The sequence below is a fragment of the Mesorhizobium sp. B2-3-12 genome, from assembly GCF_006442205.1.
GTDB lineage: Bacteria > Pseudomonadota > Alphaproteobacteria > Rhizobiales > Rhizobiaceae > Mesorhizobium.
On record NZ_VFVR01000016.1, the window covers coordinates 24,207 to 50,591 of the forward strand.

Annotated in this window: 28 protein-coding genes; 7 read left to right on the top strand and 21 right to left on the bottom strand. The window is 63.9% G+C overall.

The window, feature by feature from the left end; all coding sequences use genetic code 11:
- Positions 1-3: 3 nt before the first annotated feature.
- The 6 genes from FJ948_RS27995 to rplS all read right to left on the bottom strand — a co-directional run bounded on the left by FJ948_RS27995 (position 4) and on the right by rplS (position 4,661).
- Positions 4-639: a class I SAM-dependent methyltransferase gene (locus tag FJ948_RS27995; RefSeq protein ID WP_140710195.1), complete on the bottom strand. Its 636-nt coding sequence runs from the start codon at positions 637-639 to the stop codon at positions 4-6.
- A 56-nt stretch (positions 640-695) separates the two neighbouring features.
- Positions 696-1,505 carry an amino acid ABC transporter permease gene (locus FJ948_RS28000; protein WP_140710197.1) on the bottom strand — a complete coding sequence of 270 codons (810 nt, stop codon included), beginning with the start codon at positions 1,503-1,505 and terminating at the stop codon, positions 696-698.
- A gap of 254 nt (positions 1,506-1,759) precedes the next feature.
- Positions 1,760-2,557: a transporter substrate-binding domain-containing protein gene (locus FJ948_RS28010; RefSeq protein WP_140710199.1), complete on the bottom strand. Its 798-nt coding sequence runs from the start codon at positions 2,555-2,557 to the stop codon at positions 1,760-1,762.
- Positions 2,558-2,727: 170 nt separating this feature from the next.
- Entirely contained in the window at positions 2,728-3,228 is a 501-nt protein-coding gene (locus FJ948_RS28015; protein ID WP_140710201.1) for a MarR family winged helix-turn-helix transcriptional regulator, read from the bottom strand.
- A complete protein-coding gene (locus FJ948_RS28020) occupies positions 3,225-3,638 on the bottom strand; it encodes an organic hydroperoxide resistance protein (RefSeq protein WP_140710203.1) in 414 nt (137 codons plus the stop codon). Before FJ948_RS28020 ends, FJ948_RS28015 begins: the two co-directional genes overlap by 4 nt.
- A gap of 471 nt (positions 3,639-4,109) precedes the next feature.
- Complete coding sequence (gene rplS / locus FJ948_RS28025; RefSeq protein ID WP_013892267.1) at positions 4,110-4,661, bottom strand: 50S ribosomal protein L19; 552 nt, start codon at positions 4,659-4,661, stop codon at positions 4,110-4,112.
- A gap of 338 nt (positions 4,662-4,999) precedes the next feature.
- Here rplS and FJ948_RS28035 point away from each other — a divergent pair, with 338 nt between their 5' ends.
- Positions 5,000-5,752, top strand: a complete 753-nt coding sequence (locus FJ948_RS28035) for a sulfite exporter TauE/SafE family protein (RefSeq protein WP_140710205.1) — start codon at positions 5,000-5,002, stop codon at positions 5,750-5,752.
- Here FJ948_RS28035 and trmD read toward each other — a convergent pair.
- Positions 5,734-6,432, bottom strand: coding sequence for a tRNA (guanosine(37)-N1)-methyltransferase TrmD (gene trmD, locus FJ948_RS28040; protein WP_140710207.1), 699 nt, complete (start codon positions 6,430-6,432; stop codon positions 5,734-5,736). The genes FJ948_RS28035 and trmD overlap by 19 nt on opposite strands.
- Positions 6,429-7,028, bottom strand: coding sequence for a ribosome maturation factor RimM (gene rimM, locus FJ948_RS28045; protein WP_140710209.1), 600 nt, complete (start codon positions 7,026-7,028; stop codon positions 6,429-6,431). Before rimM ends, trmD begins: the two co-directional genes overlap by 4 nt.
- Before the next feature lie 115 nt (positions 7,029-7,143).
- On the opposite strand from rimM, the gene FJ948_RS28050 reads away from it, so the two are divergent.
- Together FJ948_RS28050 and FJ948_RS28055 are read left to right on the top strand one after the other, a co-directional pair.
- On the top strand, positions 7,144-8,082 hold the full coding sequence (locus FJ948_RS28050; RefSeq protein WP_140710211.1) for a tyrosine recombinase XerC: 939 nt from the start codon (positions 7,144-7,146) through the stop codon (positions 8,080-8,082).
- A gap of 61 nt (positions 8,083-8,143) precedes the next feature.
- A complete protein-coding gene (locus tag FJ948_RS28055) occupies positions 8,144-9,214 on the top strand; it encodes a TraB/GumN family protein (RefSeq protein ID WP_140710213.1) in 1,071 nt (356 codons plus the stop codon).
- A 2-nt stretch (positions 9,215-9,216) separates the two neighbouring features.
- Here FJ948_RS28055 and FJ948_RS28060 read toward each other — a convergent pair whose 3' ends face one another.
- On the bottom strand, positions 9,217-9,693 hold the full coding sequence (locus FJ948_RS28060) for a DUF2867 domain-containing protein (RefSeq protein WP_140710215.1): 477 nt from the start codon (positions 9,691-9,693) through the stop codon (positions 9,217-9,219).
- A gap of 52 nt (positions 9,694-9,745) precedes the next feature.
- Between FJ948_RS28060 and FJ948_RS30420 the strand changes: the two genes are divergently transcribed.
- Positions 9,746-9,865: a TraB/GumN family protein gene (locus FJ948_RS30420; RefSeq protein ID WP_181173860.1), complete on the top strand. Its 120-nt coding sequence runs from the start codon at positions 9,746-9,748 to the stop codon at positions 9,863-9,865.
- A gap of 597 nt (positions 9,866-10,462) precedes the next feature.
- On the opposite strand, the gene lpdA is transcribed toward FJ948_RS30420, so the two are convergent.
- The 11 genes from lpdA to mdh all read right to left on the bottom strand — a co-directional run bounded on the left by lpdA (position 10,463) and on the right by mdh (position 22,387).
- Positions 10,463-11,869: a dihydrolipoyl dehydrogenase gene (gene lpdA / locus FJ948_RS28070; RefSeq protein WP_140710217.1), complete on the bottom strand. Its 1,407-nt coding sequence runs from the start codon at positions 11,867-11,869 to the stop codon at positions 10,463-10,465.
- Between the two features lie 24 nt (positions 11,870-11,893).
- Positions 11,894-12,649 (bottom strand): SDR family oxidoreductase, encoded by a 756-nt coding sequence (locus FJ948_RS28075; protein WP_140710219.1) that lies wholly within the window; start codon positions 12,647-12,649, stop codon positions 11,894-11,896.
- Positions 12,646-13,155 (bottom strand): hypothetical protein, encoded by a 510-nt coding sequence (locus FJ948_RS28080; RefSeq protein ID WP_140710221.1) that lies wholly within the window; start codon positions 13,153-13,155, stop codon positions 12,646-12,648. The genes FJ948_RS28075 and FJ948_RS28080 overlap by 4 nt, the downstream gene beginning before the upstream one ends.
- 9 nt (positions 13,156-13,164) lie before the next feature.
- Entirely contained in the window at positions 13,165-13,926 is a 762-nt protein-coding gene (locus tag FJ948_RS28085; RefSeq protein WP_140710223.1) for a DUF4241 domain-containing protein, read from the bottom strand.
- A gap of 16 nt (positions 13,927-13,942) precedes the next feature.
- Entirely contained in the window at positions 13,943-15,220 is a 1,278-nt protein-coding gene (gene odhB / locus FJ948_RS28090; RefSeq protein ID WP_140710225.1) for a 2-oxoglutarate dehydrogenase complex dihydrolipoyllysine-residue succinyltransferase, read from the bottom strand.
- Between the two features lie 46 nt (positions 15,221-15,266).
- Positions 15,267-18,254, bottom strand: a complete 2,988-nt coding sequence (locus FJ948_RS28095) for a 2-oxoglutarate dehydrogenase E1 component (protein ID WP_140710227.1) — start codon at positions 18,252-18,254, stop codon at positions 15,267-15,269.
- Positions 18,255-18,390: 136 nt separating this feature from the next.
- Positions 18,391-19,293: a succinate--CoA ligase subunit alpha gene (sucD, locus tag FJ948_RS28100; RefSeq protein WP_140710229.1), complete on the bottom strand. Its 903-nt coding sequence runs from the start codon at positions 19,291-19,293 to the stop codon at positions 18,391-18,393.
- Between the two features lie 11 nt (positions 19,294-19,304).
- On the bottom strand, positions 19,305-19,799 hold the full coding sequence (locus tag FJ948_RS28105; protein ID WP_140710231.1) for a DUF1579 family protein: 495 nt from the start codon (positions 19,797-19,799) through the stop codon (positions 19,305-19,307).
- A 4-nt stretch (positions 19,800-19,803) separates the two neighbouring features.
- Positions 19,804-20,175, bottom strand: coding sequence for a cupin domain-containing protein (locus FJ948_RS28110; protein ID WP_140710233.1), 372 nt, complete (start codon positions 20,173-20,175; stop codon positions 19,804-19,806).
- Between the two features lie 4 nt (positions 20,176-20,179).
- On the bottom strand, positions 20,180-21,373 hold the full coding sequence (gene sucC, locus FJ948_RS28115) for an ADP-forming succinate--CoA ligase subunit beta (protein WP_140710235.1): 1,194 nt from the start codon (positions 21,371-21,373) through the stop codon (positions 20,180-20,182).
- 45 nt (positions 21,374-21,418) lie between these two features.
- Complete coding sequence (gene mdh, locus FJ948_RS28120; protein WP_140710237.1) at positions 21,419-22,387, bottom strand: malate dehydrogenase; 969 nt, start codon at positions 22,385-22,387, stop codon at positions 21,419-21,421.
- Positions 22,388-22,603: 216 nt separating this feature from the next.
- On the opposite strand from mdh, the gene FJ948_RS28125 reads away from it, so the two are divergent.
- From FJ948_RS28125 to FJ948_RS28135, 3 genes are all read left to right on the top strand, one after another.
- Positions 22,604-22,942 carry a GNAT family N-acetyltransferase gene (locus tag FJ948_RS28125; RefSeq protein ID WP_246677643.1) on the top strand — a complete coding sequence of 113 codons (339 nt, stop codon included), beginning with the start codon at positions 22,604-22,606 and terminating at the stop codon, positions 22,940-22,942.
- A gap of 204 nt (positions 22,943-23,146) precedes the next feature.
- Positions 23,147-23,350, top strand: a complete 204-nt coding sequence (locus tag FJ948_RS28130) for a CsbD family protein (RefSeq protein WP_112564507.1) — start codon at positions 23,147-23,149, stop codon at positions 23,348-23,350.
- A gap of 532 nt (positions 23,351-23,882) precedes the next feature.
- A complete protein-coding gene (locus tag FJ948_RS28135; protein WP_140710239.1) occupies positions 23,883-24,632 on the top strand; it encodes a Crp/Fnr family transcriptional regulator in 750 nt (249 codons plus the stop codon).
- 533 nt (positions 24,633-25,165) lie between these two features.
- On the opposite strand, the gene zapE is transcribed toward FJ948_RS28135, so the two are convergent.
- Positions 25,166-26,365 carry a cell division protein ZapE gene (zapE, locus tag FJ948_RS28145; RefSeq protein ID WP_140710243.1) on the bottom strand — a complete coding sequence of 400 codons (1,200 nt, stop codon included), beginning with the start codon at positions 26,363-26,365 and terminating at the stop codon, positions 25,166-25,168.
- Between the last annotated feature and the right edge of the window lie 20 nt (positions 26,366-26,385).

Here is a 26,385-nt window from a genome sequence, read left to right on the forward strand (position 1 = left end):
TCCTCACAAAACCTCGAACACAAACGTTTTCACCAGCGCCTCCGGGTCGCCGATCGCATAGCAGCGAAACCATGGGCTCTCCTCGGCCAGCCGCCATTTGCCTGCCCGCGCAAGCTCGTCGAACACCGCCTGAAAACCGCCGCTCTCGAACACCTGGTCACGCACGGTGAAGATGGCGTGGCCGCCCTTTTTGGTGATGCGCACCAGTTCGTGCAGGGCCGACGCCGGGGCATGGCTGATGGTGAACACGCCGGTCGAGAAGAAGGCGCGGAAATGACCGTCCGGCCATGGCAGCGGCCCGCCCAGCATCGCCTGCTTCAGCTCGCCATAGGCATTGCGGCTGCCGGCGATCCTGAGCATGTCATCCGAGAGATCCAGCCCGGCAACGTCGCCGTAGCCCAGCGCCTTCAGCGACGGCCCCGACAGGCCGGTGCCGCAGCCGGCATCGAGCAGCGGCCCTTCGCCCACGGGCACATGGCGCGCCACCCAGGCGGTGATCAGGAACGGCAGGAGATAACCGAGCGTGGCGGTTTCGCTGTCATAGGTCGCGGCCCATGCGGCATAGGCCTGCGCCAGCGTTTCGGGCGTATCGGCCGTGTAGACCGAATCCAGTGCCGCATTGGCCTTGTCGACGTTCATGGGCGAGCTCCTCTTCCGATACGCTGCCCGAGCGTAGCGCTGTCCTTGCCGAAAAACTATTCCTCGTGCTGGCGGCGCAAACGCCGCTCCAGCGCCCTGAGCGCCAGCGACAGGCCGACGGTGAGGATGAGATAGATATAGGCCGTTATCGAATAGGTCTCGAAGAAGCGGAACGAGCCGGCCGCATAGACCTTGCCCATCTGCGTGATGTCGGCGACGCCCAACACCGAAACCAGCGAGGAATCCTTGACCAGGGCGACGAAATCATTGCCGAGCGGCGGCAGGATGGTGCGGATCGCCTGCGGGAACACGACCAGCCGGAAGCGTTGCGCGCGCGTCAGCCCGAGTGCCTTCGCCGCCTCGATCTGGCCCTTCTCGACCGACTGGATGCCGGCCCGGAAAACCTCCGAGATGAAAGCCGAATAGCCGATGGTCAGCGCCATGATGGCGCGCCACAGCAATGACACGTCGCGCACCAGCAGCTCGCCGAGAATGCCGGCATTCTGCAGCGGCGCGGTCAGCGCGTTCCAGCCCGCGACGAAGGCCGGCGCGCCGGCAAACGCGATCCAGAACAGCAGCACCAGGATCGGCACGCCACGAATGATCTCGACATAGAAGCGCGCGATCTGCCGGAGCCATGTCGAGCCAGACAGGCCCATGAGCGCGATGCCGAGGCCGATCGCCGAGGCGAGCGCAAAGGCGACCACGGTGACGAAGACGGTGATGCCTATGCCCTTGGCGACGGTGGCGAAGACCTGGGCGTAGAGGTCGCTGGCGGCGATGGCGAGGGCGGCAGCCAAGGCAAGCACGGCGGCAACGGCGAGCCACCAGGGGAATTCGGATTTGGAGGTGGAGGGGGCTGCCATCAGGCGGCGGCGCAAAGAGTATCGAAAGACCGCGCCCAGGCGCCCCCCTCTGTCCTGCCGGACATCTCCCCCTCTAGGGGGGAGATCGGCAGTTCGATCGGCTTTCGCCAATTTTGGGCGATGCAAGATGTGCGGCGGCGCTGAGGCTGTCGATCTCCCCCCTTGAGGGGGAGATGCCCGGCAGGGCAGAGAGGGGGGCCTGGGCGCAATGTCAGCGCGATTTCGTGCACAGGCACTGCCGTCAACAACAGGACCTACTGCCCCATCTTGTAATCAAGGAACCACTTCTTGTTCAGTGCATCCAGCGTGCCATCCGCCTTGAGTGCCGCGATCGCCGCGTTGACCGGCTTCACCAGATCCGAACCCCTGGGGAAGATGAAGCCGAAATCCTCGGTGCCGAGCGGGCCGCCGATCAGCTTGAGCTTGCCCGCCGAAGCATCGACATAACCCTTGCCGGCGGTGCCGTCGGTCAGCACGACATCGACATCGCCGGATTTCAGCGCCTGCACCGTGGCCCCGAAGGTCTCGAACAGCTTGATGCGCGGGTTCTGCTCATTGCCGTCGAGTACGCTGTAGACGGCGGTGTAGAAAGGCGTCGTGCCCGCCTGCGCGCCGACCAGCCCGTCCTTGAAGGCGCCGAAGGTCTTGGCGTCGGTGAAACGGCTTTCATCGCCGCGCACCAGCATGAACTGCTCCGAGCGCATATAGGGGTCGGAGAAGTCCACCTTCTGCTTGCGGTCATCCTTGATGGTGATGCCGGTCATGCCGATGTTGTACTGGTTGTCGGAAACCGCCTGGATCATCGCGTCCCAGGAGGTGTTCTGGTACTCGACCTTGAAATTGAGCCGCTTGGCGATCTCGTTCATCGCGTCATATTCCCAGCCGATCTGTTTTCCCGTCTTGGCATCGATGAACTGCAGCGGCGGATAGGCGTTTTCGGTCACCACCACGACTTGTCTGCCGCCGAGGTCGGGCAGCGCCTGCGCGAAGGCGGCAACGGGCGCCAGGACGAGAGCCAACAGGCCGGCCAGCAGCAATTTTGATTTTGTCATGACACACTCCCCGGAATGATTGGCCGCGCGATGCCGGCGCGGCAGAGAAATCCGGCGCCGACTTTAGCTTTCCGCAAGCGCCATGCAAGACGGGTCCACTGCGACGTTGCGCGTCACCGTGCATTCCCGTGCTTCCGGGAGGCGATTTTTGAGGACAGTCCTTGCCGCGATCAGTCTTGGTCGGTCGTGGCCTCGCGCAAGCCCGCGACCAGGCGGGTGAGCGTGCCGTGGAGTGCCTTGAGTTCGGCCCGCTCCAGGGGCATGCCGCAATCGAGCCCGGCCTGGACATCCGTCATGTTCGCGCGCAGGGCCTGGCCCTTGGCCGTCGGCTCGACCAGCACCCGGCGCTCGTCGGCGGCATCGCGCCGGCGGGTGACGAGCCCACCCGCTTCCATCCGCTTGAGCAGCGGCGTCAGCGTCGCTGAATCCAGGCCGAGCGCTTCGCCAAGGTCGCCCACCGTGCTTGGCGCGCGCTCCCACAGCGCCAGCATCGCCAGATATTGCGGATAGGTCAGGCCGAGCGGATCGAGCAACGGCCGGTAGAGCTTGGTCATCAGCCCGCTTGCCGAATAGAGCGCGAAGCACAGCTGCTGATCGAGCCTTGGCGCGGGAAAAGCCCCGGCGGCCTCCGCCGGGACTTCTCTGGCTTCCGTTTCGACCTTTGTCGTCATGCCGCCTTTACCGAGAGCGCCACCTCGATATTACCCCTGATGGCGTTGGAATAGGGGCAAACCTGGTGCGCCGCCGATACAAGCGCTTCGGCCGCCGCCTGATCAAGGCCTTTCGTCTCCGCCGCCAATGCGACGCCGAGCTTGAAGCCCTCGCCATCGGGAAGCAGGCTGACCGTGGAGGTTACCGCGGCATCCTGGAGCGGCAGCTTTTGCTTGCGCGCGACAAAACGGACGGCGCTTTCGAAGCAGGCGGCGTAGCCGATGGCGAAAAGCTGCTCTGGATTGGTGGCCCCACCCGGCCCGCCGAGCTCCTTGGGCATCGCCAGGTCGACCTTGAGCAGGCCGTCGCTGGTCTCGCCATGGCCGGCGCGGCCGCCGCTGACGTGAGCCTGTGTGGTGTAGAGTGTCATACCGTAGTCTCCAATTAATTTGTATACGATTATTTAGTACACAATGTGATATGGGGTCAAGCTCTCTGCCGCTGTGTTTTTCGCTATTTTAGACGATGGCGGGAATCCCCTACTTCGTCATCCTAGGGTGTAGCAGTCGCGAAGCGACGTCGCGGAAACCCTAGGATCCATGCCGAGACGGTCAACCTAGCACAGCGGTTCGGAATGAGATCGCGGTCACCGGAGCCAGCTCTGCACCATAGCGGCGCTCAGAAGTCGCGGCTTGGATCCCTTGGGCTGCGAAGCAGCTCCAGGGGTCTGCGCGCGTCGCTTCGCTCCTTGCTTCGCCCGTGGATGACGACACACGGCTGTCTCGGCCAATCGCCAAGGTGTCCGTAGACACCAAGAACCATGGTCGAATGCCGCCTTGGCTGTTCGCCAAAACGAAAAAAGGCGGCCGAAGCCGCCTTTTCAAAAACCTTGGGCGAAACCTTATTCGGCCGGAGTGGCTTCCGCGGCAGCCTTGGCTGCTGCTTCGGCCTCGGCGGCCGCCTTCTTCTCGGCGGCTTCCTTGGCGGCCGTCTCGGCGGCCAGCGCCTGGGCGGCGGCGACCTTCTCGGCCTCGATGCGCGCCTTCTCGGCGTTCAGCGCGTCGCGCTCCTCATCGTTGAGCTTGCGGGCGCGCACGCCGGTGTTTTCCGAAATACGGGCCGACTTGCCGCGACGGTCGCGCAGGTAATAGAGCTTGGCGCGGCGCACCTTGCCGCGGCGCACGATCTCCACGCCTTCGACCATCGGCGAATAGACCGGGAACACGCGCTCAACGCCTTCGCCGTAGGAGATCTTGCGGACGGTGAAATTTTCCTGGAAGCCGGAACCGGCGCGGGCGATGACGACGCCCTCATAAGCCTGGACGCGGGTGCGGGTGCCTTCGGTCACGCGGACCTGGACGCGCACGGTGTCGCCGGGCTGGAATTCGGGAAGCTTGCGCTTGGCTTCGATCTTGGCGGCCTGTTCGGCCTCGAGCTGACGGATGAGATCCATCTAAAAATCCACTTCTTGTTCTTCCGACAGTCAGAGCGCCCTACGCTTGCCTTGCAGTTCCAATGACCGCTCGGCTATGTCCTTTGTCTCCAAGACGTTTGTCTTTGAACCATCGGGCAGGGGCGACTACACCGTCATTGTTGACGGGTCCGGAAGATTGTTCTTGCCGGTACGGGCGGGCACATACAGCTATTTCGGCGCTTTGTCACGCCTTGCCCATGCATTTTTTGCCGGCATGGCTCCCGGCATGGCACCATCGTAATCCTGCCGTGTCGGGTTGCGCCGGTCCGCCAAGCTTCCTAAGCCAGAGATAGCACACTTGTTCACGGCGGCCTTGCATGTCTGTCTTCAACGCCATCCTGCTCTTCCTGGCGGGCTTTCTGTCAGGCGCCGCCAACGCGGTCGCCGGGGGCGGAACCTTCATCACCTTCGGCGCCATGACATTGGTCGGCGTGCCGCCGATCGTCGCCAACGCCACCTCCTCGGTGACGCAGTTTCCGGGCTACATCACCTCGACGCTCGCCTACTGGGCCGACATCAGGCACTTTTGGCGCGGCGCCCTGCTGCTGTGCCTGATCTCGGCGGTCGGCGCGCTGGCCGGCGCGTTGATCCTGCTGGCGCTCGACAATCCCTCCTTTCGCGTCCTGGTGCCGTGGCTGCTCTTGGGCGCGACCGCTCTCTTCGCCGCCGGACCGTGGCTGAAACCGGCGCCGAAACCCGGACATGAAGCGGCCGTCGGCTCGCTCGCCGGTTCGCTGGCGCAGTTCGTCACCGCGATCTATGGCGGCTTCTTCGGCGCCGGCATGGGCGTGATGATGCTGGCGACCCTCGGCCTGACCCAGGCCGGCGACTACCACCGGCTGAACGCGCTGAAGAACATGCTGGCCGTGGTCATCGCGGCCGTCGCGATCATCGTCTTCGTATCCGGCGGCGTCGTCGCCTGGCCCCAGGCCATCGTCATGATCCCCGGCGGCGCGCTCGGCGGTTATGCCGGCGTCTGGATCGCCAAACGCGTACCGCAAAACGTGGTGCGCGGCTTCGTCATCGCCGTCGGCCTGTTTCTGGCTTTTTACTACTTCACCAAGGGCTGAGCGCTCAGCAGATCGGGCCGCCTCTCCTGCGTCAGCCGCTCCGACTGCTCCCGTCGCCAGGCGGCGATCTTCTTGTGATTGCCGGAGATCAGCACTTCGGGTATCTCCCGGCCCTCGAATTCCTGGGGCCGCGTATAGTGCGGATGTTCGAGCAGGCCGTTCTCGAAACTCTCTTCCTCGCCGGAGACGGCATTGCCCATCACGCCCGGCAACAGCCGCACCACCGCGTCGAGCAGCACGAGCGCCGCCGGCTCGCCACCTGAGAGGATGAAATCGCCAATCGAAACCTCTTCCAGCTTTCGCGCGTCGATCAGCCGTTGATCGACGCCTTCGAAGCGGCCGCACAGGATGACGGCGCCCGGCCCGGCGGCGAGTTCGCGCACGCGCGCCTGCGTCAGCGGTTTGCCGCGCGGGCTCATCAGCAGGCGGGGGCGCGCATCGCCCGGCGGCGAGGCGTGGTCGATCGCCCTGGCCAGCACATCGGCGCGCATCACCATGCCGGCGCCGCCGCCGGCTGGCGTGTCGTCGACGGTGCGGTGCCTGTCGGTAGCAAAGTCGCGGATCTGGATCGCATCAAGCGACCAGGTGCCGGCTTCGAGCGCCCGCCCGGCCAGCGACAGGCCGAGCGCGCCCGGAAACATCTCGGGATAGAGCGTCAGCACGCTTGCCGAAAAACTCACCGGTTGCCCCCGGCGTCGCGCGGTCCGCGCGGCCTGCCCTTCGGATCGAAATCGTCCTCGCTGGGTGCGGCGCCGTCCTCGTCCTCGACCAGCCCGGCCGCCGCCGGGTCGACGCGGACAAAACCCTCGGCGATCGACACTTGCGGCACGGCGGCCTGCGTGAACGGGATCAGCACGCCCTTGCGCCCGGCGAGCGTCACATCGAGGATGTCGCCGCCTCCGAAATTGTGCACCGCGACGACCTTGCCGAGGACGGCGCCCGTATCGTCACGAACGTCGAGCCCGATCAGGTCGGCGTGGTAGAATTCATCCTCCTCGCCGTCATCGGGCAGCATCGACCGGTCGACGAACAGTTCGGTGCCGGCGAGCGCTTCGGCGGCGTTGCGGTCGATGACACCCTTAAAACGCACCACGACGACGGTGTTGGCGGGCCTTATATCCGTTATCTGGAAGGCACGGCCGTCCCTGGCATAGAGCGGCCCATAGTCGGCCAGCGCCATTGGCTCGCCGGTGAAGGTTTTTACCCGCAACTCGCCCTTGATGCCGTGGGCGGCGCCGATAACAGCCATCTGGACGGGATTCTGGGGTTTGCTCATCGGCGAAAAATCCTTTGGCCTGCTCTAGCGCCAGCCGGTTGTCATTTCAATGACGGGCTCTTCACCGCTTCCTAACCCGGCTGCCGGAAAATGGCGGCGAACCGGAACAGACGCCATGCCTGAATTCCTCATCCCGGCGAAACCCGATCTCCAGGCGGCGCGTGAAAACTGGCTGAAGATGCTGGCGCGCGAACGCCGGCTGTCGCCGGAAACCGTCGAGGCCTATGAGCGCGATTCGCGCCAGTTCCTGCATTTCCTCACCGGCCATCTCGGCGGGCCGCCCGGGATTTCCGATATTGCCGATCTGCGCCCGGCCGATCTGCGCGGCTTCCTCGCCGCGCGGCGTAACGCCGGTGCTGGCGCCCGCACGCTTGGCCGAGGTCTCGCCGGCATCCGTTCGCTGCTACGCTTTCTCGAACGTCGCGGCCTGGCCAATGCAGCGGGTGCCGCGGCCCTGCGCGCGCCACGCCAGCCCAAATCGCTGCCAAAACCGCTGACGGCGAGCGATGCCAGGCACGTGGTCTCCGTCGAGGGTCAGCTGGCCGAGGAACCCTGGATCGCGGCCCGCAACGCCGCCGTGCTGACACTGCTCTACGGCTCGGGCCTGCGCATCTCGGAAGCGCTTGGCCTCAGCGCCGCCGATCTGGCCTCGGAGGCCGACACCGTGCTGCGCGTCACCGGCAAGGGTGGCAAGACGCGGCTGGTGCCGGTGCTGCCGGTGGCGCTCAGGGCGATCGCCGAATACCGCCGGCTCTGTCCCTACCATCTCGACCCGAAGGCGCTTTTGTTTCGCGGCGCGCGCGGCGGCCCGCTCAACCCGGCCATCGTCCAGCGCGCCATGGCCAAAATGCGCTCGGCGCTCAATCTGCCCGACACGGCGACGCCGCATGCGCTGCGCCATTCCTTCGCCACCCATTTGCTCGGCCGCGGCGGCGATCTGCGCACCATCCAGGAACTCTTAGGCCACGCCAGCCTGTCGACGACGCAGATCTACACCGGCGTCGACACGGCAAGACTGCTGGAAATCTACGAATCGGCGCATCCAAGGGCGTGAACCGTTCAATTTCGCCGCACCAATTAACCGTTTTGCCGCTTTTCGATTCTAGAAAGGCATCATGAAACGCGTCATCGCCATCGCCGACCGTGCGGCCTCCATCTCGCTGAAGCTGCTTGTCGCGCTCAACGTGCTGTTTTTCCTGTCCTTCCTTGCAGTTTTGCTGTTCGCGGCCGGCAGGGCGCATGCGGAAATCCCGACCTGCAGCGGCGCCGACATGCTGTCGGCCTTGCAGAAGGCTAGCCCTGCCACCTACGACAAGATCGAGGCGGAGGCCGCTGCCACGCTCAACGGCAAGGGCCTGTTGTGGAAGCTGGAAAAACCCGGCGAACAGCCATCCTATCTCTTCGGCACCATGCATATGACCGATCCGCGCGTCACCACGCTGCCGGCATACGCGCAGAAGGCCTTCGATGCCGCCGGCACCCTCATCATCGAGACCACCGACGTGCTCGACAAGCAGAAGATGATGTTGGCGATGCTGAAGGAGCCGGACCTGATGATGTTCACCGACTCCACGACGCTGTCGTCCTTGCTGTCGCCGCGGGACGCGGCGGCCATGAACGCCGCTCTCGACGCGCGCGGCATCCCGCCGGCAACGGTCGCCAAGATGAAGCCCTGGATGCTGTCGGCCATGATGGCGCTTCCGGCTTGCGAACTCGCCCGCCAGTCCGGCGGCGCGCCGGTGCTCGACGTCAAGCTGGCCGAGAGCGCCAAGGCGGCCGGCAAGCCGGTGGAAGGGCTGGAAACAGCCGAGAGCCAGTTGCGCGCCATGGCTTCGCTGCCGCTCGCCTTTCATATGAAGGGCCTGATCGACACGCTGAAGCTGGGCGACAAGGTCAACGACATCAACGAGACCATGATCCTGCTCTACCAGCGCGGCGACACCGGCATGTTCTGGCCGCTGTTCCGCGCCGCCATGCCCGACGAGCAGGAGGATCCGGCAGGCTATGCCGCCTTCGAGGAAACCATGATCACCAGCCGCAACAAGGTGATGGTCGATCATGCCGGGCCGATCCTGGCCAAGGGCAACGCCTTCATGGCGGTCGGCGCGCTGCATCTTCCCGGCCCGGAGGGACTGGTCGAGGATTTCCGCAAAGCCGGCTATACTGTCACGGCGGTCGGGCTTTAGCCCTATTTGATCAAGACCTGGGCCAGCATCGCCGGAACGATGATGCGGTGAAACGGCATGATGATGGCGAGATAGGCCCGTCCAAGCAGATTGTGCGTCTTCACGATCGTCGACGCAGTCACCTCCTGCCGGCCCGCGCCGAGGTCATTCACCTCCACCAGGATGCGGAAATCGAGATGCCGGTCGTCCAGCCCAAGGACGACCCTGCCATGTGCCTGGCTGATGAGCGGAAAGATGCCGATCCTGCTTTCCGGCGGCGCGTCGGGTTCCGCCCCCGTTTTCAGACCAAATGGCCTGACCGCGAGGTTGCGCAACCGTGTCAGCCGGCCGACCCATCCCGGTGTTCGCCCCAGCACGCGTTCGGCCGCGGCAATGGCGGTCAGGGCAAGGCCATCGGCTGTCAGCGCGTATCGGTCGGCGAACTGAGCACCGGCAAGAGTACCTTCGGGATCAGGAAAAGTCCGTGCAGTGGGCGTCATACCGGCAAATCCTTCGTGACCGACGATAGCATCGGCTGGTTCGGCTCGCTGCGTGGCGAAACGCCGCCTGGCCAACGCCTTCATGGCGGTCGGCGCGCTCTATCTTCCCGGTCCCAAGGGAGCGGTCGAGGATTTCCGCAAAGCCGGCTATACTGTTACCGCCGTCAATTGAGTCGGATGGCAGCGGAGGCTCGCAAACGCCGCGTTTCCGGCGTTTTCGTCCGCTAGCGTGAAACCCATTCAACGGTTGCGCGTTGATGGCTGTTGATTGACCATTTTCATTTTCTCCGGAGGACACATTTATGGCCAACACACCAAACCCAAACGATCCGTACAATTCGACCACCAATGCCCCTCGGCCGAGCGGCGGTGGCGGCAGCCCTTGGCTGATTGCGCTGGTCGTCGTTATTCTGGCTGTAGTCGCGTATTACGTTTTCGGAAGAAGCGGTGAGCATCCGGCACCCGCCGAGCCGCCAGCGGCCAGCACACCGGCCCCGGCGCCAGCGCCGGCTGAACCGATGAAGCCCGCCGAACCGGCACCCGCGCCTGCCCCTGCACCAGCACCCGCGCCGGCTCCTGCACCGGCGACACCGGCTCCTGCGCCGGCCCCAGCTCCCGCACCGGCCCAGTAATCCGGGCCACGGCTTTCAACGAAGAACGGCCCGCCTTCCGGCGGGCCGTTCCGTTTGGGCAGGCAAGGAGGCAATTCCCTCAGGGAAAGCGCTACGCGCTTTTCCGGGAAACCGTTTCACGGTTTTCCCGGATCGTTCTAAATATGGATCGGCTTGAAGAACGTCGCCAGCGCCGCTTCCTTCACCGCTTCCGACATCGTCGGATGCGCGTGGGTGGTGCGGGCGAGATCCTCCGACGAGCCGCCGAACTCCATCAGCACCGCCGCCTCGTGGATCATCTCGCCGGCGCCGAAGCCGACAATGTGGACGCCCAGTACACGATCGGTCGTCTTGTCGGCGAGTATCTTCACGAAGCCATCCGTGTGCAGCATGGCGCGCGCGCGGCCGTTGGCGGTGAAGGGGAATTTGCCGACCTTGTAGTCGATGCCGGCCTTCTTCAGCTCTTCCTCGGTCTTGCCGACCGAGGCGATTTCCGGGCTGGTGTAGACGACGCTCGGAATGACCTCGTAATTCACATGACCGGCCTGGCCGGCGATGGTTTCGGCCACCGCGACGCCCTCGTCCTCGGCCTTGTGCGCCAGCATCGGCCCCGCGATGACGTCGCCGATGGCATAGATGCCCGGCACGTTGGTCCGGAGATGCCCGTCGGTTTTGACGCGGCCGCGCTCGTCGACCTCGACGCCCGCTTCCTTGAGCCCGAGGTTATCTGAAAAGGCGCGGCGTCCCGTCGAGATCAGCACCGCGTCCGCCTCGATGGTCTCGGCCGCGCCGCCCTTGACCGGCTCGAAGGTGACGGTCGCGCCCTTCTTGGCCTTGGCGACGCCGGTGACCTTGGCGCCGAGCTTGAACTCGAAGCCTTGCTTGGAGAGCAGCCGCTGGAACTGTTTCGACACCTCGCCGTCCATGCCGCCCAGGATCGTGTCGAGGAACTCGACCACCGTGACCTTGGCGCCAAGCCGTGCCCAGACCGAGCCGAGCTCGAGCCCGATGACGCCGCCACCGACCACCACCAGGTGGCCCGGCACCTTGTCCAGCGCCAGCGCGCCCGTCGACGACACGATGATTTTCTCGTCGATGTCGACCTTGACGCCTGGAATGCCGGCGACGTCGGAACCGGTGGCGATGACGATGTTTTTGGTCTCGATCTCCTCGACCTTGCCGTCCTCGGAGGTCACCGAAACCTTGCCGGCCGCGACCACCTTGCCGGTGCCGCGAAAACTGTCGATCTTGTTCTTCTTGAACAGGAAGGCGACGCCATTGACGTTGGACAACACCGTCGCGTCCTTGTGCGCCATCATCTTCTTCAGGTTGAGCTTGGGTGCCGGTATTTCGACGCCGAGCGTATCGAAGGAATGGCCGGCCTCGGCGAACATCTCGGAGGCATAAAGCAGCGCCTTGGACGGAATGCAGCCGATGTTGAGGCAGGTGCCGCCGAAGGTCGCGTTCTTCTCGACCACGGCGACCTTCAGCCCAAGCTGTGCCGCCTTGATGGCGCAGACATAGCCGCCCGGTCCCGATCCGATGATAACGACGTCGTAAGCCATGATACTGTCCTTTTCGATTGGGGCTCAGCGGCCGCCGCTGACATTCAGGATCGCGCCCGTCGTATAGGACGCGGCGTCGGACAAAAGATAGAGAATCGCGCCCGCGACTTCATCCGCGGTGCCGGCTCTTTTCATCGGCAGCGTGTCCTGGATCAGCGCCACCCGGTCCGGCTGCCCGCCGGAAGCGTGGATATCGGTGTCGATGATGCCCGGCCGCACCGCGTTGACGCGGATGCCTTCGGCCGCCACCTCGCGGGCAAGCCCGATGGTGAGGGTGTCGATGGCGCCCTTGGAAGCGGCATAGTCTACATAATTGTCCGGCGCGCCCAACACCGCCGCCGCCGAAGAGAGGTTGACGATCGATCCACCCGAACCGCCATGGCGCGTCGACATGCGCTTGACCGCTTCGCGGGCGCACAGGATCGACCCGACGACATTGATGCGCATCATCCGTTCGAGCCGCGCCGCGCTCATCTCGTCGACCCGCGCCTTGGCATCGACGATGCCGGCATTGTTGACGAAGGCGTCGAGCCGGCCATGGGTGCGGTCCACCGCCTCGAAGATGCCCAGGATGTCGGCCTCGCTGCCGACGTCGCCCTTCACGGCGAAAGCGTCGCCGCCGGCGGCCTTGATCTCGGCGACCAGCGCGTCGGCCGCCGCCCGGTTCGAGGCATAGTTGATTGCAACGCGATAGCCGGCCCGCGACCCCTGCCGACACACGGCCGCGCCGATGCCACGGCTGCCGCCGGTGACCAGCAGCACTTTTTGCGCGGCGCTCATTCCTGGCATCCCTTCATCGCGAACACATCCGACGGCACTTTCGAGAAGCCGCTGCCGCCATAGGCCGGGGATTGCCGGAGCACCGGCCCGAGATCGGGTAGGATCAGCGTCTTCGGCGCTTCGACGCCCTCGGCCGGCAGCAGCCCGACAGTCCCCTTGTCATCCGCCGTGTAGATGACGCCGTTCCACAGCGTGCAGGCGGCAAGCTCCTCGCCGGTGACGTCGCCCTCCGGACATTTGTACATCAGCGCGCCGTTCGGGCGCGCAACATCCTGGGTCCACATGACGATGCCGTTCAGAACCACATTGTTGTCGAGGATCAAGCGGAACGTATTGGTGACGGTGGCCGAGGTGCCCGTCGGAGTAAAGTCGATCTCGCTGCCGTTCTGTGCATCGCCATAGACCGAGAGTTCGATCGGGCAGGCGGCGCCTGCCGTAGAACACGTGACCCCGAAGGCCAGCAATCCAGCGAGACATCTGATGACGGGCGACAGGGCGCTTTGCATCAGGATAACCTACTTGCTCTCGCGGCCATCGGCGTTTTCCAGAACGCCAAAATCGGTCATCAGCAGCAGCGGCTCGCCGGCCGCGTCCAGCCCCCAGAACGACGGATAGAATCCGTCACCCCAGCCGCTCCAGAACATGGCGATGTTGAGCGGGTTGCCGGCAACCGGATGATGCATGACGAACCTGTCCTGGTTTGGCGCGAATTCGGCCGCCAGCACGTCGTCATAGTAATTCTGCTCGGCTTGGAGCTTGTCCTGCTCACCCGACATCAGCGCCATAGCCGTTTTGTCCATGAACGAGCCAAGGCCGGCATCGACGGGATACCCGAAGATCTCGTCGCCCTTCAAGGTCGATGCATCCTGGCCCGGCACTGTCGCCAGTTCCCAGCGAACCGGCGTGCCGGGCTTGAAGCGCAGCACCGAAATCCCGACGCGGCCCTGGGCTTCCAGCAGCGAAACCGGGTAGCTCCCCGGTTTGACCCTGCGGCTCAAGGCCGGCATCTCGGTACCGCTGATCAGAGGATCGCAGGCGATGATTTCACCGGTCGGCAATTCGAGTTCGCCGATCGGAGTTACGGTGATCTTCCGCTCTTCCAGTTGAGCATCGCTCAAAGCGAAAACGCCAAGATTGCTGCTCGCCTGCGAAGGATCCCATTGGGCGGCGGCCGTCGCCAGCGACGGAACGACGGCGGCGGCCAGGCCAACAGACCGCAGCATCCCACCGGCTCGCCGGCCGAGGCTGTAACCAAACTGCTCCAGCCAGCCGCTCATTGCGGGTCAGCTCCGATCACAGATCGAGCACCAGCCGTTCCGGATCCTCCAGGCTGTCCTTGACCCGCACCAGGAAGGTCACGGCTTCCTTGCCGTCGACGATGCGGTGATCGTAGCTGAGCGCCAGATACATCATCGGCCGGATCACGATCTGGCCGCCGACCACGACCGGCCGGTCCTGGATCTTGTGCATGCCGAGAATGCCCGACTGCGGCGCATTGAGGATCGGCGTCGACATCAGCGACCCGTAGACGCCGCCATTGGAGATGGTGAAGGTGCCGCCCTGCATATCGGCGACCGACAGCTTGCCGTCGCGCGCGGCGATGCCCAGCCGGCCGATCTCCTTCTCGATCTCGGCGATGGACATCTGGTCGGCATCACGCACGACCGGAACCACGAGCCCCTTTTCGGTACCGACGGCGACGCCGATATGGGCATAGTTCTTGAAGATGATGTCGGTGCCGTCGATCTCGGCATTGACCGAGGGGATTTCCTTCAAGGCGTGCGTCACGGCCTTCGTGAAAAAGCCCATGAAGCCGAGCTTCACGCCATGCTTCTTCTCGAACACGTCCTTGTACTTGGTCCGCAGCGCCATCACCGCCGACATGTCCACTTCGTTGAAGGTAGTCAGCATGGCGGCGGTCGACTGCGCTTCCTTCAGCCGGCGCGCGATGGTCTGGCGCAGCTTGGTCATGCGCACGCGCTCTTCACGGGAAGCGTCGTCGCCGGACGACGGCGCCCGCACGGCAACCGGTGCCGGCGCTGCCTTTGGCGTTTCGGCAGGCTGCGAGGGCGCGCCCTTGGAGATGGCGTCGAGCACGTCGCCTTTCAGCACCTGGCCGCGCTTGCCCGAGCCGGAAAGCTGGTCGACCGACAGATTGTTCTCGGCGATCAGTTTTGCCGCCGCCGGCGCCGGCGGCATGGTGCGCGGCTCGACCGCGCCGGCATCGCCCGCCACCTTGGCGGTCTCTGCCGCGGCCTGCTTGGTGGTCTGCGCCGCGTCGGGGCTCGAAGCCTGCGCCACCGCTTGCGGCTTGGTCGCGGGAGCAGCCGCTCCACCGCCCGAAATCGAACCCAACAGCGCGCCGACGCCGACGGTCTCGCCTTCGTTGACTGTGATTTCGCCGAGCGTGCCGGCGGCGGCGGCGGGCACCTCCACCGTCACCTTGTCGGTCTCGAGCTCGACCAGCGGCTCGTCGGCGGCAATGGCATCGCCGACCTTCTTGAACCATTTGCCGACGGTCGCTTCGGTGACGGATTCGCCCAGTGTGGGGACGCGGATTTCGGTAGCCATTGTGCCTGTCCGTTCTTTCGGTTCAGTTCTATTCGCCCAGTTCTGCTTATTCGCCGAGCGCGTCTTCGAGCAAGGCGGCGAGCTGGGCAAGGTGCTTCGACATCAGGCCGGTCGCCGGCGACGCGGCCGCCGGACGGCCGGTGTAGCGCACCCGCTGATGCTTGGCGTCGATATGCGCCAGCACCCATTCCAGATACGGGTCGATGAACGACCAGGCGCCCATGTTCTTGGGTTCCTCCTGGCACCACACCATCTCGGCGTTGCGGAAGCGTGACAGCTCGGTGATCAGCGCCTTGGCCGGGAACGGATAGAGCTGTTCGACGCGCAGCAGGTAGATGTCGTTGATGCCGCGCTTCTCGCGCTCCTCGTAGAGGTCGTAATAGACCTTGCCCGAGCACAGCACGACGCGGCGGATCTTGGAATCCTTGGTCAGCTTGATCGCCTGGTTGGGCAACAGCTGGGCATCGTCCCACAGCAGCCGGTGGAACGAGCTTTCGCCCGAGATTTCCGGCAGCGTCGACACCGCCCGCTTGTGACGCAGCAGCGACTTCGGCGTCATCAGGATCAATGGCTTGCGGAAGTCGCGCTTCAGCTGCCGGCGCAATATGTGGAAGTAGTTGGCCGGCGTCGTGCAGTTGGCGACTTGCATGTTGTCTTCGGCGCAAAGCTGCAGGAAGCGCTCCAGCCGGGCCGAGGAATGCTCAGGGCCCTGGCCTTCATAGCCATGCGGCAGCAGACAGACGAGGCCCGACATGCGGAGCCACTTGCGCTCTCCGCTAGAGATGAACTGGTCGAACACCACCTGGGCGCCGTTGGCGAAGTCGCCGAACTGCGCCTCCCACAAGGTCAGCGCCTTCGGCTCGGCCAGGCTGTAGCCATATTCGAAGCCCAGCACCGCCTCTTCCGACAGCATCGAGTTGATCACTTCGTAGCCGGCCTGTGCCGCCGACAGATTGTTGAGCGGGATATAGCGGGTCTCGTCGCGCTGGTCGTAAAGCACGGAGTGGCGCTGCGAGAAGGTGCCGCGCTCGGAATCCTGTCCCGAAAGTCGGATCGGATTGCCGTCGAGCAGGATGGCGCCGAACGCAAGCGCTTCCGCCGTCGACCAGTCGATGCCTTCGCCGGACTCGATCGCCTGGCGCCGGTTCTCGAGGAAGCGGATGATCGTCTTGTGCGCCTCGAAATCCTTCGGCACCTCGGTCAGCTTCTTGCCGATTTCCTTCAGCGTCTTGACCGGCACGGCGGTCTTGCCGCGCCGCTGTTCGTCCTGGTTGTCGGCCGTGCGCAGGCCCGACCAGGCGCCGTCGAGCCAATCGGCCTTGTTGGGCTTGTAGTGCTGGCCGACTTCCCATTCGGCTTCCAGATGCGCGCGCCAGTCGGCCTTGAGCTGGTCGAGCTCGGCCTGGGTGATGTGGCCTTCGGCGATCAGCCGCTCGCCATAGATCTGCACCGTCGTCTTGTGGGTGCGGATGTTGCGGTACATCAGCGGCTGGGTGAAGGCTGGTTCATCGCCCTCATTGTGGCCGAAGCGGCGGTAGCAGAACATGTCCACGACCACCGGCTTGTGGAACTTCATGCGGAACTCGATCGCCACCTTGGTGGCGTGCACCACGGCTTCCGGGTCGTCGCCATTGACGTGGAAGATCGGCGCCTCGATCATCTTGGCGACGTCGGACGGATAGGGCGACGAGCGCGAGAAGCGCGGATTGGTGGTGAAGCCGATCTGGTTGTTGATGATGAAATGCAGCGTCCCGGCGACGCGGTGACCACGCAGGCCCGACAGGCCGAGGATTTCGGCGATCACGCCCTGGCCGGCGAAGGCGGCGTCGCCATGCAGCAGCAGCGGCAGCACCTTGGCGCGCTCTTCCAGCGGCACGATCTCTTCGCGGCCGCGGCCGAACAGATAATCCTGCTTGGCGCGCGCCTTGCCCATCACGACGGGATCGACAATTTCCAGATGTGAAGGATTGGCGGTGAGCGACAGGTGCACCTTGTTGCCGTCGAACTCGCGGTCCGAAGAGGCGCCGAGATGGTACTTCACGTCACCAGAGCCCTCGACCTCGTCGGGGGCGGCCGAGCCGCCCTTGAACTCGTGGAAGATGGCGCGGTGCGGCTTGGCCATCACCTGCGAAAGCACGTTCAGCCGGCCGCGATGCGCCATGCCGAGCACGATCTCCTTCATGCCGAGCTGGCCGCCACGCTTGACGATCTGCTCCAGCGCCGGGATCAGCGCCTCACTGCCGTCGAGGCCGAAGCGCTTGGTGCCCTTGTACTTGACGTCGATGAACTGTTCGAAGCCTTCCGCCTCGACCAGCTTCTGCAGGATCGCCTTCTTGCCTGTGGCGGTGAAGGAAATCTCCTTGTCGGCGCCTTCGATGCGCGCCTGGATCCAGGCCTTCTCCTCGGGGTCGGAGATGTGCATGAACTCGACGCCGAGCGTCGAACAATAGGTGCGGGTCAGGATTTCCAGCATCTGCCGGACGGTGCCGAATTCGAGCCCCAGCACATTGTCGAGGAAGATCGGCCGGTCGTAGTCGGCTTCCGTAAAACCGTAATTCTCAGGCGACAGTTCATTGTAGTCCTCGAGCGGCTTGGCGATGCCGAGCGGATCGAGATTGGCATGCAGATGGCCGCGCATGCGGTAGGCGCGGATCATCATGATGGCGCGCACCGAATCGCGCGTCGCCTGGTGCACGTCGGCGTCGGACGGCGCCACGCCGTTGACGACCGCCTTCTCCTTGACCTTTTTCTCGATGTGCTTCTCGACCAGGCCCCAATTGCCGTCGAGCGCCGACACCAGTTCGCCATTGGCCTGCAGCGGCCAGGAGGGTCTTGCCCACGACGCGCCCTTGGCATTCTTGCGCACATCGCCGGCATCGTCCTTCAGCCCGGCGAAGAATTCCTGCCATTCTGGATTGACCGAGGCTGGATCGTCCTCATAGGCGGCATAGAGCGCGTCGATGTAATCGGCGTTGCCGCCATAAAGGAATGAGGTGAGCGAAAATTGGTCGTTGGCCTGATCTTGTCTTGCCATGTCGTTTCAGCGGAGCCGCGCTCCGTCTCCTTACGTTTGCGGCAGGGCCGCGATAGTGGGCGGTTCACCCGCCCTTCTTGTCCCCTCAAAAGCCAACGAACCGTCGTTGGCTCTCATTCCATAACCGGCGCCAGATTCAGCCCTTGATGGCTTCAACCAGCGTCGTGCCAAGCCGCGCCGGTGACGGCGAGACCTTGATGCCAGCCGATTCCATCGCCGCGATCTTGTCTTCCGCGCCGCCCTTGCCGCCGGAGATCACCGCGCCCGCATGGCCCATGGTGCGGCCAGCCGGTGCCGTGCGCCCGGCGATGAAGCCCGCCATCGGTTTCCTGCGGCCGCGCTTGGCCTCGTCCTTGAGGAACTGCGCGGCGTCTTCCTCGGCCGAGCCGCCGATCTCGCCGATCATGATGATCGACTTGGTCTCGTCGTCGGCCAGGAACATCTCGAGCATGTCGATGAACTCTGTGCCCTTGACAGGGTCGCCGCCGATGCCGACGGCCGTGGTCTGGCCGAGACCGACATTGGTGGTCTGGAACACAGCCTCATAGGTAAGTGTTCCCGAGCGCGAAACAACGCCGACCGAGCCCTTGCGGAAGATGTTGCCGGGCATGATGCCGATCTTGCATTCGTCTGGGGTGAGCACGCCCGGGCAGTTCGGGCCGATCAGCCGCGACTTGGAGCGGTCGAGCCGCGCCTTGACCTTGACCATGTCCATGACCGGGATGCCCTCGGTGATGCAGACGATCAGCGGGATCTCCGCCTCGATCGCCTCGATGATGGCTTCGCCCGCGCCCGCCGGCGGCACGTAGATGACGGAGGCGTTGGCGCCCGTCCTGTCCTTGCCTTCGGCGACCGTGGCGAAGATCGGCAGGCTCTCGCCTTTCGAGCCGGTCCATGTCTCGCCGCCCTTCTTGGGATGGATGCCGCCCACCATCTTGGTGCCGTGATAGGCCAGCGCCTGTTCGGTGTGGAACGTGCCGGTCTTGCCGGTCAGGCCCTGCACCAGCACCTTGGTGTTCTTGTCGATAAGAATGGACATCGGAGCCCTTTTTAACCGTTGATCGAGGAAGGCGAGACGCGCCGATAGACGCCGCTCACCATGTCTTGCCAGCCATCGCTGCCGGCGGGTTTGAATTGCAGTCGCATGCGATAGGTGTCGGCATCGTTGAAAACATAGGTCACGCGCGCGGCGCCACGCGGCGACGACCGCTCCAGCACCAGTTCGTCGCCATTCCATGCGCCCGTGGCGGGCGACACCGGCACGAAGCCCATGGAATCGAATTGATGCATGGTGACGAGCCTGTTCTGCTGGTCGAAGCCGAACACATTGTGCGCGCCGAAGGAGACCGTGCCGTCGCGGCGCTGACCATAGCGCTGCACCACGAACAGACCGCCGAACTGCGCTTCCGCCGTCACTTCGGAGGTTGCCGCACCCTCATCGGCCCATTGCGTCGCCGCGATATCCTCCTCGCCGCGCCACGCGCCGACCAGCGCCTGCAGGCGCTGATGGTCGGCCGAGAGCGAGGAGAAGGAGGCCGCGTTCATGGGATCACAGCCGCTTCAGATCGGTGACGGTAAGATCGCTCTTGGCATTCCCGGTGTTGAGCGTCGTCGCCGGTTCGAACATCAGCACCACCGGCTCCGCGGTCAGCGAACGCGGCCGGTGCTCGACGCCGCGTGGCACGACGATGAAATCGCCTTCGCCAAGCTCGACCGGCCCGTCGCGAAAATCGATGGCGATCCTGCCCCGCAGCACGAGAAAAGCTTCATCCTCATTGTCATGCGCATGCCAGTCGAAGGCCTCGCCGAACTTGGCAACCTTGGCCTGGCTGTCATTGACGTCGCCGGCGACATGCGGATCGAAGACCTTGGTGATGGTCCGATCCGCCGCTTCGACGAGGTTTATCTTGCGCGGAGGCATCCGCTCAGCCTTTCACCGCCGCCACGATCTTCTTGGCGGCATCGTCGAGATCATCGGCCGACACGACATTCAAGCCGCTGTCGTTGATGATCTTCTTGCCGAGCTCGGCATTGGTGCCTTCCAGGCGGACCACCAGCGGAACCTGGAGGCCGACTTCCTTGACCGCGGCAATCACGCCCTCGGCGATGATGTCGCACTTCATGATGCCGCCGAAGATGTTGATCAGGATGCCCTTCACCGCCGGGTCCTTGGTGATGATCTTGAACGCCGCCGTCACCTTCTCCTTCGAAGCGCCGCCGCCGACGTCCAGGAAGTTGGCGGGTTCGGCGCCATAGAGCTTGATGATGTCCATCGTCGCCATGGCGAGGCCGGCGCCGTTGACCATGCAGCCGATATTGCCGTCGAGGGCGACATAGGCGAGGTCGTATTTCGACGCCTCGATCTCCTTCTCGTCCTCTTCGGTCGTGTCGCGCAGTTCCATCAGTTCGGGGTGGCGAAACAGCGCGTTGTTGTCGAACGACACTTTCGCGTCGAGCACGCGCAGGCGGCCGTTCTTCATGACGATCAGCGGGTTGACCTCGAGCAGGCTCATGTCCTTTTCGACAAAGGCCTTGTAGAGGATCGGGAACAGCGTGCCGCCATCCTTGGCCGCGTCACCGTCGAGCTTCAGCGCGCCGTTGAGCGCCTTGACGTCGTCCGCCGTGACGCCCTTTTCCGGATCGATGGCGACGGTGATGATCTTTTCCGGCGTATCGTGGGCGACGCCCTCGATGTCCATGCCGCCCTCGGTCGAGACGACGAAGGCGATGCGGCCGACCGAGCGGTCGACCAGGATCGAGAGATAGAGCTCGCGCTCGATGTCGGCGCCGTCCTCGATATAGAGGCGGTTGACCTGCTTGCCGGCCGGGCCGGTCTGCTTGGTCACCAGCGTGTGGCCGAGCATCTCGTTGGCGTTGGCGACGACGTCGGCGACCGACTTCGCCAGCCTGACCCCACCCTTGGCGTCGGGGCCGAGTTCCCTGAACTTGCCCTTGCCGCGGCCGCCGGCGTGGATCTGGCTCTTCACCACATAGAGCGGGCCAGGCAGCGCTTGCGCGGCGGCTTCCGCCTCGCTCGCCTTGAACACCGGCACGCCTTCGGCCACCGGCGCGCCAAAGCTCTTCAGCAGCGCCTTGCCTTGATATTCATGGATGTTCATCGGGAACTATCTCCAGGTCGTTTGCCGGGGGTGACTTTGGACGGGTTACTTCGAGGCGAGTTGCGGCGCGATCTTGACGCAGGCTTCGGTCAGGCCCTGCACCGTCGCCACCGACGCGTCGAACATCTTTTGCTCGGCCTTGTTGAGGTCGATCTCGATGACGCGCTCGACACCGCCGGCGCCGATCACCACGGGAACGCCGACATAGGTGCCCTTGACGCCATACTGGCCGGAGAGGTGCGCCGCGCACGGCAGCACGCGCTTCTTGTCCTTGAGGTAGGATTCCGCCATCTGGATCGCCGAAGCCGCCGGCGCGTAGTAGGCCGAACCGGTCTTCAGGAGGCCGACGATCTCGGCGCCGCCGTCGCGGGTGCGCTGCACGATCTGGTCGAGCTTTTCCTTCGAGGTCCAGCCCATCTTGATCAGGTCGGGCAGCGGAATGCCCGACACCGTCGAATAGCGGATCATCGGCACCATGGAATCGCCATGGCCGCCGAGCACGAAGGCGGTGACGTCCTCGACCGAGACCTTGAATTCCTCGGCCAGGAAATAGCGGAAGCGCGCGCTGTCGAGCACGCCGGCCATGCCGACGACATGGGTCTTGGGCAGGCCGGAAAACTTCTGCAGTGCCCACACCATGGCGTCGAGCGGGTTGGTGATGCAGATGACGAAGGCCTTCGGCGCGTACTTCTTCAGCCCGGCGCCGACCTGTTCCATGACCTTGAGGTTGATGCCCAGCAGATCGTCGCGGCTCATGCCTGGCTTGCGCGGCACGCCGGCGGTGACGATGCAGACGTCCGCGCCCTCGATGCCGGCATAGTCGTTGACGCCGGTCAGCCGGGAGTCGAAACCATCGACCGGCGACGACTGCGCGATATCGAGCCCCTTGCCCTGCGGGATGCCCTCGGCAATATCGAACAGGACCACGTCGCCGAGATCCTTGAGGCCGATCATGTGGGCGAGCGTGCCGCCGATCATGCCAGAGCCGATAAGCGCTATCTTGTTGCGTGCCATGTGAGGATGATTTCCCTTTGTCAGTGACGGCGCCAACACGGCGTCGAGGAAGAGGCCGGAATGCAGCGGGGGAACCGCAGATTTCGCCGCACCCAATAGCTCCGGTACGGAATAAATTCAAACGATTATTTCGACCCCTGCATTTTCAATCGGTTAGAGCGCTTGGGATTTACGTAAACGTCAAAATTTGTAAGCCGACTTGGGAGAATTTATACAATGACGGTCGAGATCAGAAGACTCTATCCCGGCGATGACGACCTTGTGATGCGGGTTGCCGACGACGTGTTCGAGGAACCGGTGCGGGCCGATCATCTAGCCAGCTATCTCGCTCAATCGGGCCATTTCATGATCGTGGGCCTGGCCGGGGGCGTTATCGTCGGCCAATGCGCGACGGTCATCCACCGCCACCCGGACAAGCCGACCGAACTTTATATCGACGAGGTCGGCGTGTCGCCGGCCTTCCAGCGCCAGGGGATTGCACGCAAAATGCTCGACGCGATGTTCGCTCTCGGCAGGGAGCATGCTGCGAAGAGCCTGGGTGGGCATCGAACCTGACAATCTGCCCGCCCGCGCGCTTTATGAAGCGCGCGCCCATGACGAGGCGGAGACCTTTGTAATGTATGTCTATCGGCTGTAGGCGCGCCGATGAGCCTGACGACCCTAAGGCGACCGGTCGGGGCGTTCGGCAAAAAAGATTCGACCGGAACCTCGGAGTAGATCGCCCGTTTTGGCACTGTGATCAACAGGAGACAGACCGCCATGGATTGGAACCGCGTCGAAGGAAATTGGAAGCAGGTCAAGGGCAAGGTCAAGGAACAGTGGGGCAAGCTCACCGACGATGATCTCGACCGGATCGCCGGCAAGCGCGACCAGCTCGAAGGCAAGATCCAGGAACGCTACGGCATCGAGAAAGACCGCGTTCGCCGCGACGTTGACGACTGGTACAGCATGCAGGGCTGGTAGTTCCCCCGCACGTGAAAAGGGCCCGGCATGCGCCCTTTTCACGACTTGGCCGCGAGGCTGGGCTTCTCTCAAAGGCTCAGCAGGGACTTAATTGACTCGCTTATCTCCGTCCGAAAGCGTACAGAGATGAATCGTCAGCAGCACGACAAAGGGCCCTGACGCTTGGGAGCGACCATCGCACTCCTGCCCGATACGAGGCATAGGATGGCATGGTTAGTGAACCGGAACGTCCCAGTCTGACGGCAGAGGCCGTACGCGAACTCGCTCGAATATCCGGCGCCACCGAGCAGCAGATACGCGAAATAGTATCGCTGGTTGGGCTCGACCGTGGCTCTATCCTCCGTGAAGCTCGCATTGCGGCAAGGAATGGATAGCTCCAGGAATTCTGTAACAGTAACTGTCGCTTTCATACCAAGGTGGTGGCTTGCCTAGTGCTGTGCGTGCGGCAAGGTCTACAACCCGTCATCGTCGGCTCACGAACGGGCGCCGACGGCCGAGAGATCCAGTGCTCTCTTGCCCGGTGGAGAGATGGTTGGATCAAAGCGCGCTTCGGGCCAAGAGCGAATTGTTGCGGCGGATGAGCCCGGACGATCTTTCGCTGCTTCAACCGCATTTCGAGAGCGTCTTTCTTGAGCTGCGGGCGCCTTTGGAGACGGCAGGTCAAAAGATCGACTTCGTTTATTTTATCGAAAGTGGGCTGGCATCCGTCGTGGCCAGGACGTCGGCGACAACCGAGGCCGAAGTCGGGATAATCGGCTTTGAGGGAATGACCGGCTCTGCCCTGATCATGGGAGACGACCAGGCGGCTTTTGATTGTTATATCCAATCGACATGCGAAGCGGTTCGCATCGGCGTCGACCCGTTCGTCGAAGCCTTGCGAGCCAGCGGTACCCTGCGCGCTTTCCTGCTTCGGTATGTACAATATCTTCACATCCAGACAAGTTACACTGCGTCCGTCAATGCGCGGCGGAGCCTGGAGGTTCGGCTGGCCAGGTGGCTTCTGATGTGCGGCGACCGGACTGTCGGAGACCGGCTTTTGATAACGCACGAATTTCTCTCGGTCATGCTGGGGGTCAGGCGCCCCGGCGTTACCGTGGGACTGCAGATGATCGAGAGCCATGGCTATATCCGGGCTCGTCGTGGAGAGGTCACGATCCGCGATCGGAACGGTCTTTTGCGGTTGGCCCAGGATTCCTACGGTCCTCCGGAGTTTGAATACCATCGGCTGGTCGGAGATTTGGGATCGAAGACCCCCGCAAGACAGGAACGCCCCGCCACGTGACCTTCGCTCTCCTGCGAGTTGCAGATGGCCGACGCGATGATGCCGGTGAAGACATGTTGCCCGATCCCCGCGTCGGCCACTACGGCTTCCTGAGGATTTGCCGTCAGCGCAAGCTAGAGCACGCCGAACGATCGGCAACAGCAGTTCGCCGCATGGTAAAAACTGTACAATGCAAGCGCTTGCGAGCGGATTTGGCGGGGAGTACTTTCCGGCTTCGTGCTGGAGGTTTGGATGCAGAGCCCGGACAAGGCAAATGCGAGATCCCGGATCCAGGTCATCGAAAGCTGCGGCGAATGGTTTGTCCATCTAACCAAGGGCGGCAGGACCGCTGCAACCAATTCCTTCGAGATCGAGGCTCTTGCGCTTGCGTTCGCGGAACGCCAACGCATCCGTCTTGGCCTTGAACGCTATGAGAGACTGTAGTGCAGACCGCTTAGAAAAATTCTAGGAAAAGTGCGTAGCGGTTTTCCGTCCGGAATTGCTTAAAACAAAGGCTTAGAGCGAGCCGGCGATTGCATAAAACAATAACCCGCTTAGCTGGCTCGCGCCTCCGCATTTTGCGAACTCTTCTCCTTCCGCCGCTTGGTCCAGTCCTCCAGCCAGTCGCGGCTTTGCATCTCGATCAGGCGCGAGGCCGTGCGCTCGAATTCGAACACCTCGACGCCGCGCTTGGCCACATAAAGCGCGTGCGGCGGCGCCGCTGCGCTCACCACCAGGCGCATATGATGGTCGTAGAGCGTGTCGATCAGCAGGATGAAGCGCTTGGCCTCGTTGCGCTTGCCTTCGCCCAGCACCGGGACGTGGTCGATGAGGACGGTCGAGAACCGGCCGGCGATCGCCAGATAATCGCGCGCGCCGAGCGGCTTCTCGCAGAGATCGGCAAAGGAAAACCGCGCGGCGTCGCCGGCGGCGGCCGGCACCACCAGCTTGCGGCCCTTCAGCGTCAGCGACGTTTCGGATGTCGGTGCCCCGTGCGTCATCGTCCGCCAGGCCTCGTCCAACGCCTGGTCGGCCGCCGCATCGGCCGGCGTGACATAGACCGGCGTGCGTGCGAGCTTTTCCAGCCGATAGTCCTTGTCGCTGTCGAGCGACAGCACCAGCGCGTGGCGTTCCAATATGGCGATGAACGGCAGGAAAAGCTGGCGGTTCAACCCGTCACGGTAGAGGTCTTGCGGCGCCACGTTCGAGGTGGCGACCAGCACGACCCCATTGGCGAACAGCGCCGAAAACAGCCTGGACAGGATCATGGCGTCGGCGATGTCGGTGACCGAGAACTCGTCGAAGCACAGCACCCAGGCCTGCTCGGCCAGCGCCTTGGCGACCGGCGGGATGGGATCGTCTTCCCTGACAGTGCCTTCCTTGCGCGCCTGCCGGTGCTTCTGGATGCGGTCCTGCACGTCGGCCATGAAATCGTTGAAATGGACGCGGCGCTTGCGCCGCACCGGCAAGAGCTCGAAGAACATGTCCATCAGCATGGTCTTGCCGCGGCCGACGCCGCCATGGATATAGAGACCCTTGACCGCCTCATGCGTCTCGCGCTTGCGGGCAAACAGCCAGCCCAGCGCACTGGACTTGTGCGCCAGCCGCTTGGCCGAGATCTCCACGGTCAGCCGGTCGAGCGCGGCGGCGATCTCTTCCTGCGCCGCATCGCGTTGGATCGCGCCCGACACCACCAGATGGTCGTAGCGCTGCCGGACGGTGGCATGGGTCTGGAGGCCGTCACGCAGATGCATCGGTCACGTCGTTGTTCAGG

What these genes read in the sequence shown, in the direction of transcription:
- FJ948_RS27995 (WP_140710195.1), bottom strand. Translation starts at nt 639, where the DNA reads ATGAACGTCGACAAGGCCAATGCGGCACTGGATTCGGTCTACACGGCC.
- FJ948_RS28000 (WP_140710197.1), bottom strand. Translation starts at nt 1,505, where the DNA reads ATGGCAGCCCCCTCCACCTCCAAATCCGAATTCCCCTGGTGGCTCGCC.
- FJ948_RS28010 (WP_140710199.1), bottom strand. Translation starts at nt 2,557, where the DNA reads ATGACAAAATCAAAATTGCTGCTGGCCGGCCTGTTGGCTCTCGTCCTG.
- FJ948_RS28015 (WP_140710201.1), bottom strand. Translation starts at nt 3,228, where the DNA reads ATGACGACAAAGGTCGAAACGGAAGCCAGAGAAGTCCCGGCGGAGGCC.
- FJ948_RS28020 (WP_140710203.1), bottom strand. Translation starts at nt 3,638, where the DNA reads ATGACACTCTACACCACACAGGCTCACGTCAGCGGCGGCCGCGCCGGC.
- rplS (WP_013892267.1), bottom strand. Translation starts at nt 4,661, where the DNA reads ATGGATCTCATCCGTCAGCTCGAGGCCGAACAGGCCGCCAAGATCGAA.
- FJ948_RS28035 (WP_140710205.1), top strand. Translation starts at nt 5,000, where the DNA reads ATGTCTGTCTTCAACGCCATCCTGCTCTTCCTGGCGGGCTTTCTGTCA.
- rimM (WP_140710209.1), bottom strand. Translation starts at nt 7,028, where the DNA reads ATGAGCAAACCCCAGAATCCCGTCCAGATGGCTGTTATCGGCGCCGCC.
- FJ948_RS28050 (WP_140710211.1), top strand. Translation starts at nt 7,144, where the DNA reads ATGCCTGAATTCCTCATCCCGGCGAAACCCGATCTCCAGGCGGCGCGT.
- FJ948_RS28055 (WP_140710213.1), top strand. Translation starts at nt 8,144, where the DNA reads ATGAAACGCGTCATCGCCATCGCCGACCGTGCGGCCTCCATCTCGCTG.
- FJ948_RS28060 (WP_140710215.1), bottom strand. Translation starts at nt 9,693, where the DNA reads ATGACGCCCACTGCACGGACTTTTCCTGATCCCGAAGGTACTCTTGCC.
- lpdA (WP_140710217.1), bottom strand. Translation starts at nt 11,869, where the DNA reads ATGGCTTACGACGTCGTTATCATCGGATCGGGACCGGGCGGCTATGTC.
- FJ948_RS28075 (WP_140710219.1), bottom strand. Translation starts at nt 12,649, where the DNA reads ATGAGCGCCGCGCAAAAAGTGCTGCTGGTCACCGGCGGCAGCCGTGGC.
- FJ948_RS28080 (WP_140710221.1), bottom strand. Translation starts at nt 13,155, where the DNA reads ATGCAAAGCGCCCTGTCGCCCGTCATCAGATGTCTCGCTGGATTGCTG.
- FJ948_RS28085 (WP_140710223.1), bottom strand. Translation starts at nt 13,926, where the DNA reads ATGAGCGGCTGGCTGGAGCAGTTTGGTTACAGCCTCGGCCGGCGAGCC.
- odhB (WP_140710225.1), bottom strand. Translation starts at nt 15,220, where the DNA reads ATGGCTACCGAAATCCGCGTCCCCACACTGGGCGAATCCGTCACCGAA.
- FJ948_RS28095 (WP_140710227.1), bottom strand. Translation starts at nt 18,254, where the DNA reads ATGGCAAGACAAGATCAGGCCAACGACCAATTTTCGCTCACCTCATTC.
- sucD (WP_140710229.1), bottom strand. Translation starts at nt 19,293, where the DNA reads ATGTCCATTCTTATCGACAAGAACACCAAGGTGCTGGTGCAGGGCCTG.
- FJ948_RS28105 (WP_140710231.1), bottom strand. Translation starts at nt 19,799, where the DNA reads ATGAACGCGGCCTCCTTCTCCTCGCTCTCGGCCGACCATCAGCGCCTG.
- FJ948_RS28110 (WP_140710233.1), bottom strand. Translation starts at nt 20,175, where the DNA reads ATGCCTCCGCGCAAGATAAACCTCGTCGAAGCGGCGGATCGGACCATC.
- sucC (WP_140710235.1), bottom strand. Translation starts at nt 21,373, where the DNA reads ATGAACATCCATGAATATCAAGGCAAGGCGCTGCTGAAGAGCTTTGGC.
- mdh (WP_140710237.1), bottom strand. Translation starts at nt 22,387, where the DNA reads ATGGCACGCAACAAGATAGCGCTTATCGGCTCTGGCATGATCGGCGGC.
- FJ948_RS28125 (WP_246677643.1), top strand. Translation starts at nt 22,604, where the DNA reads ATGACGGTCGAGATCAGAAGACTCTATCCCGGCGATGACGACCTTGTG.
- FJ948_RS28130 (WP_112564507.1), top strand. Translation starts at nt 23,147, where the DNA reads ATGGATTGGAACCGCGTCGAAGGAAATTGGAAGCAGGTCAAGGGCAAG.
- zapE (WP_140710243.1), bottom strand. Translation starts at nt 26,365, where the DNA reads ATGCATCTGCGTGACGGCCTCCAGACCCATGCCACCGTCCGGCAGCGC.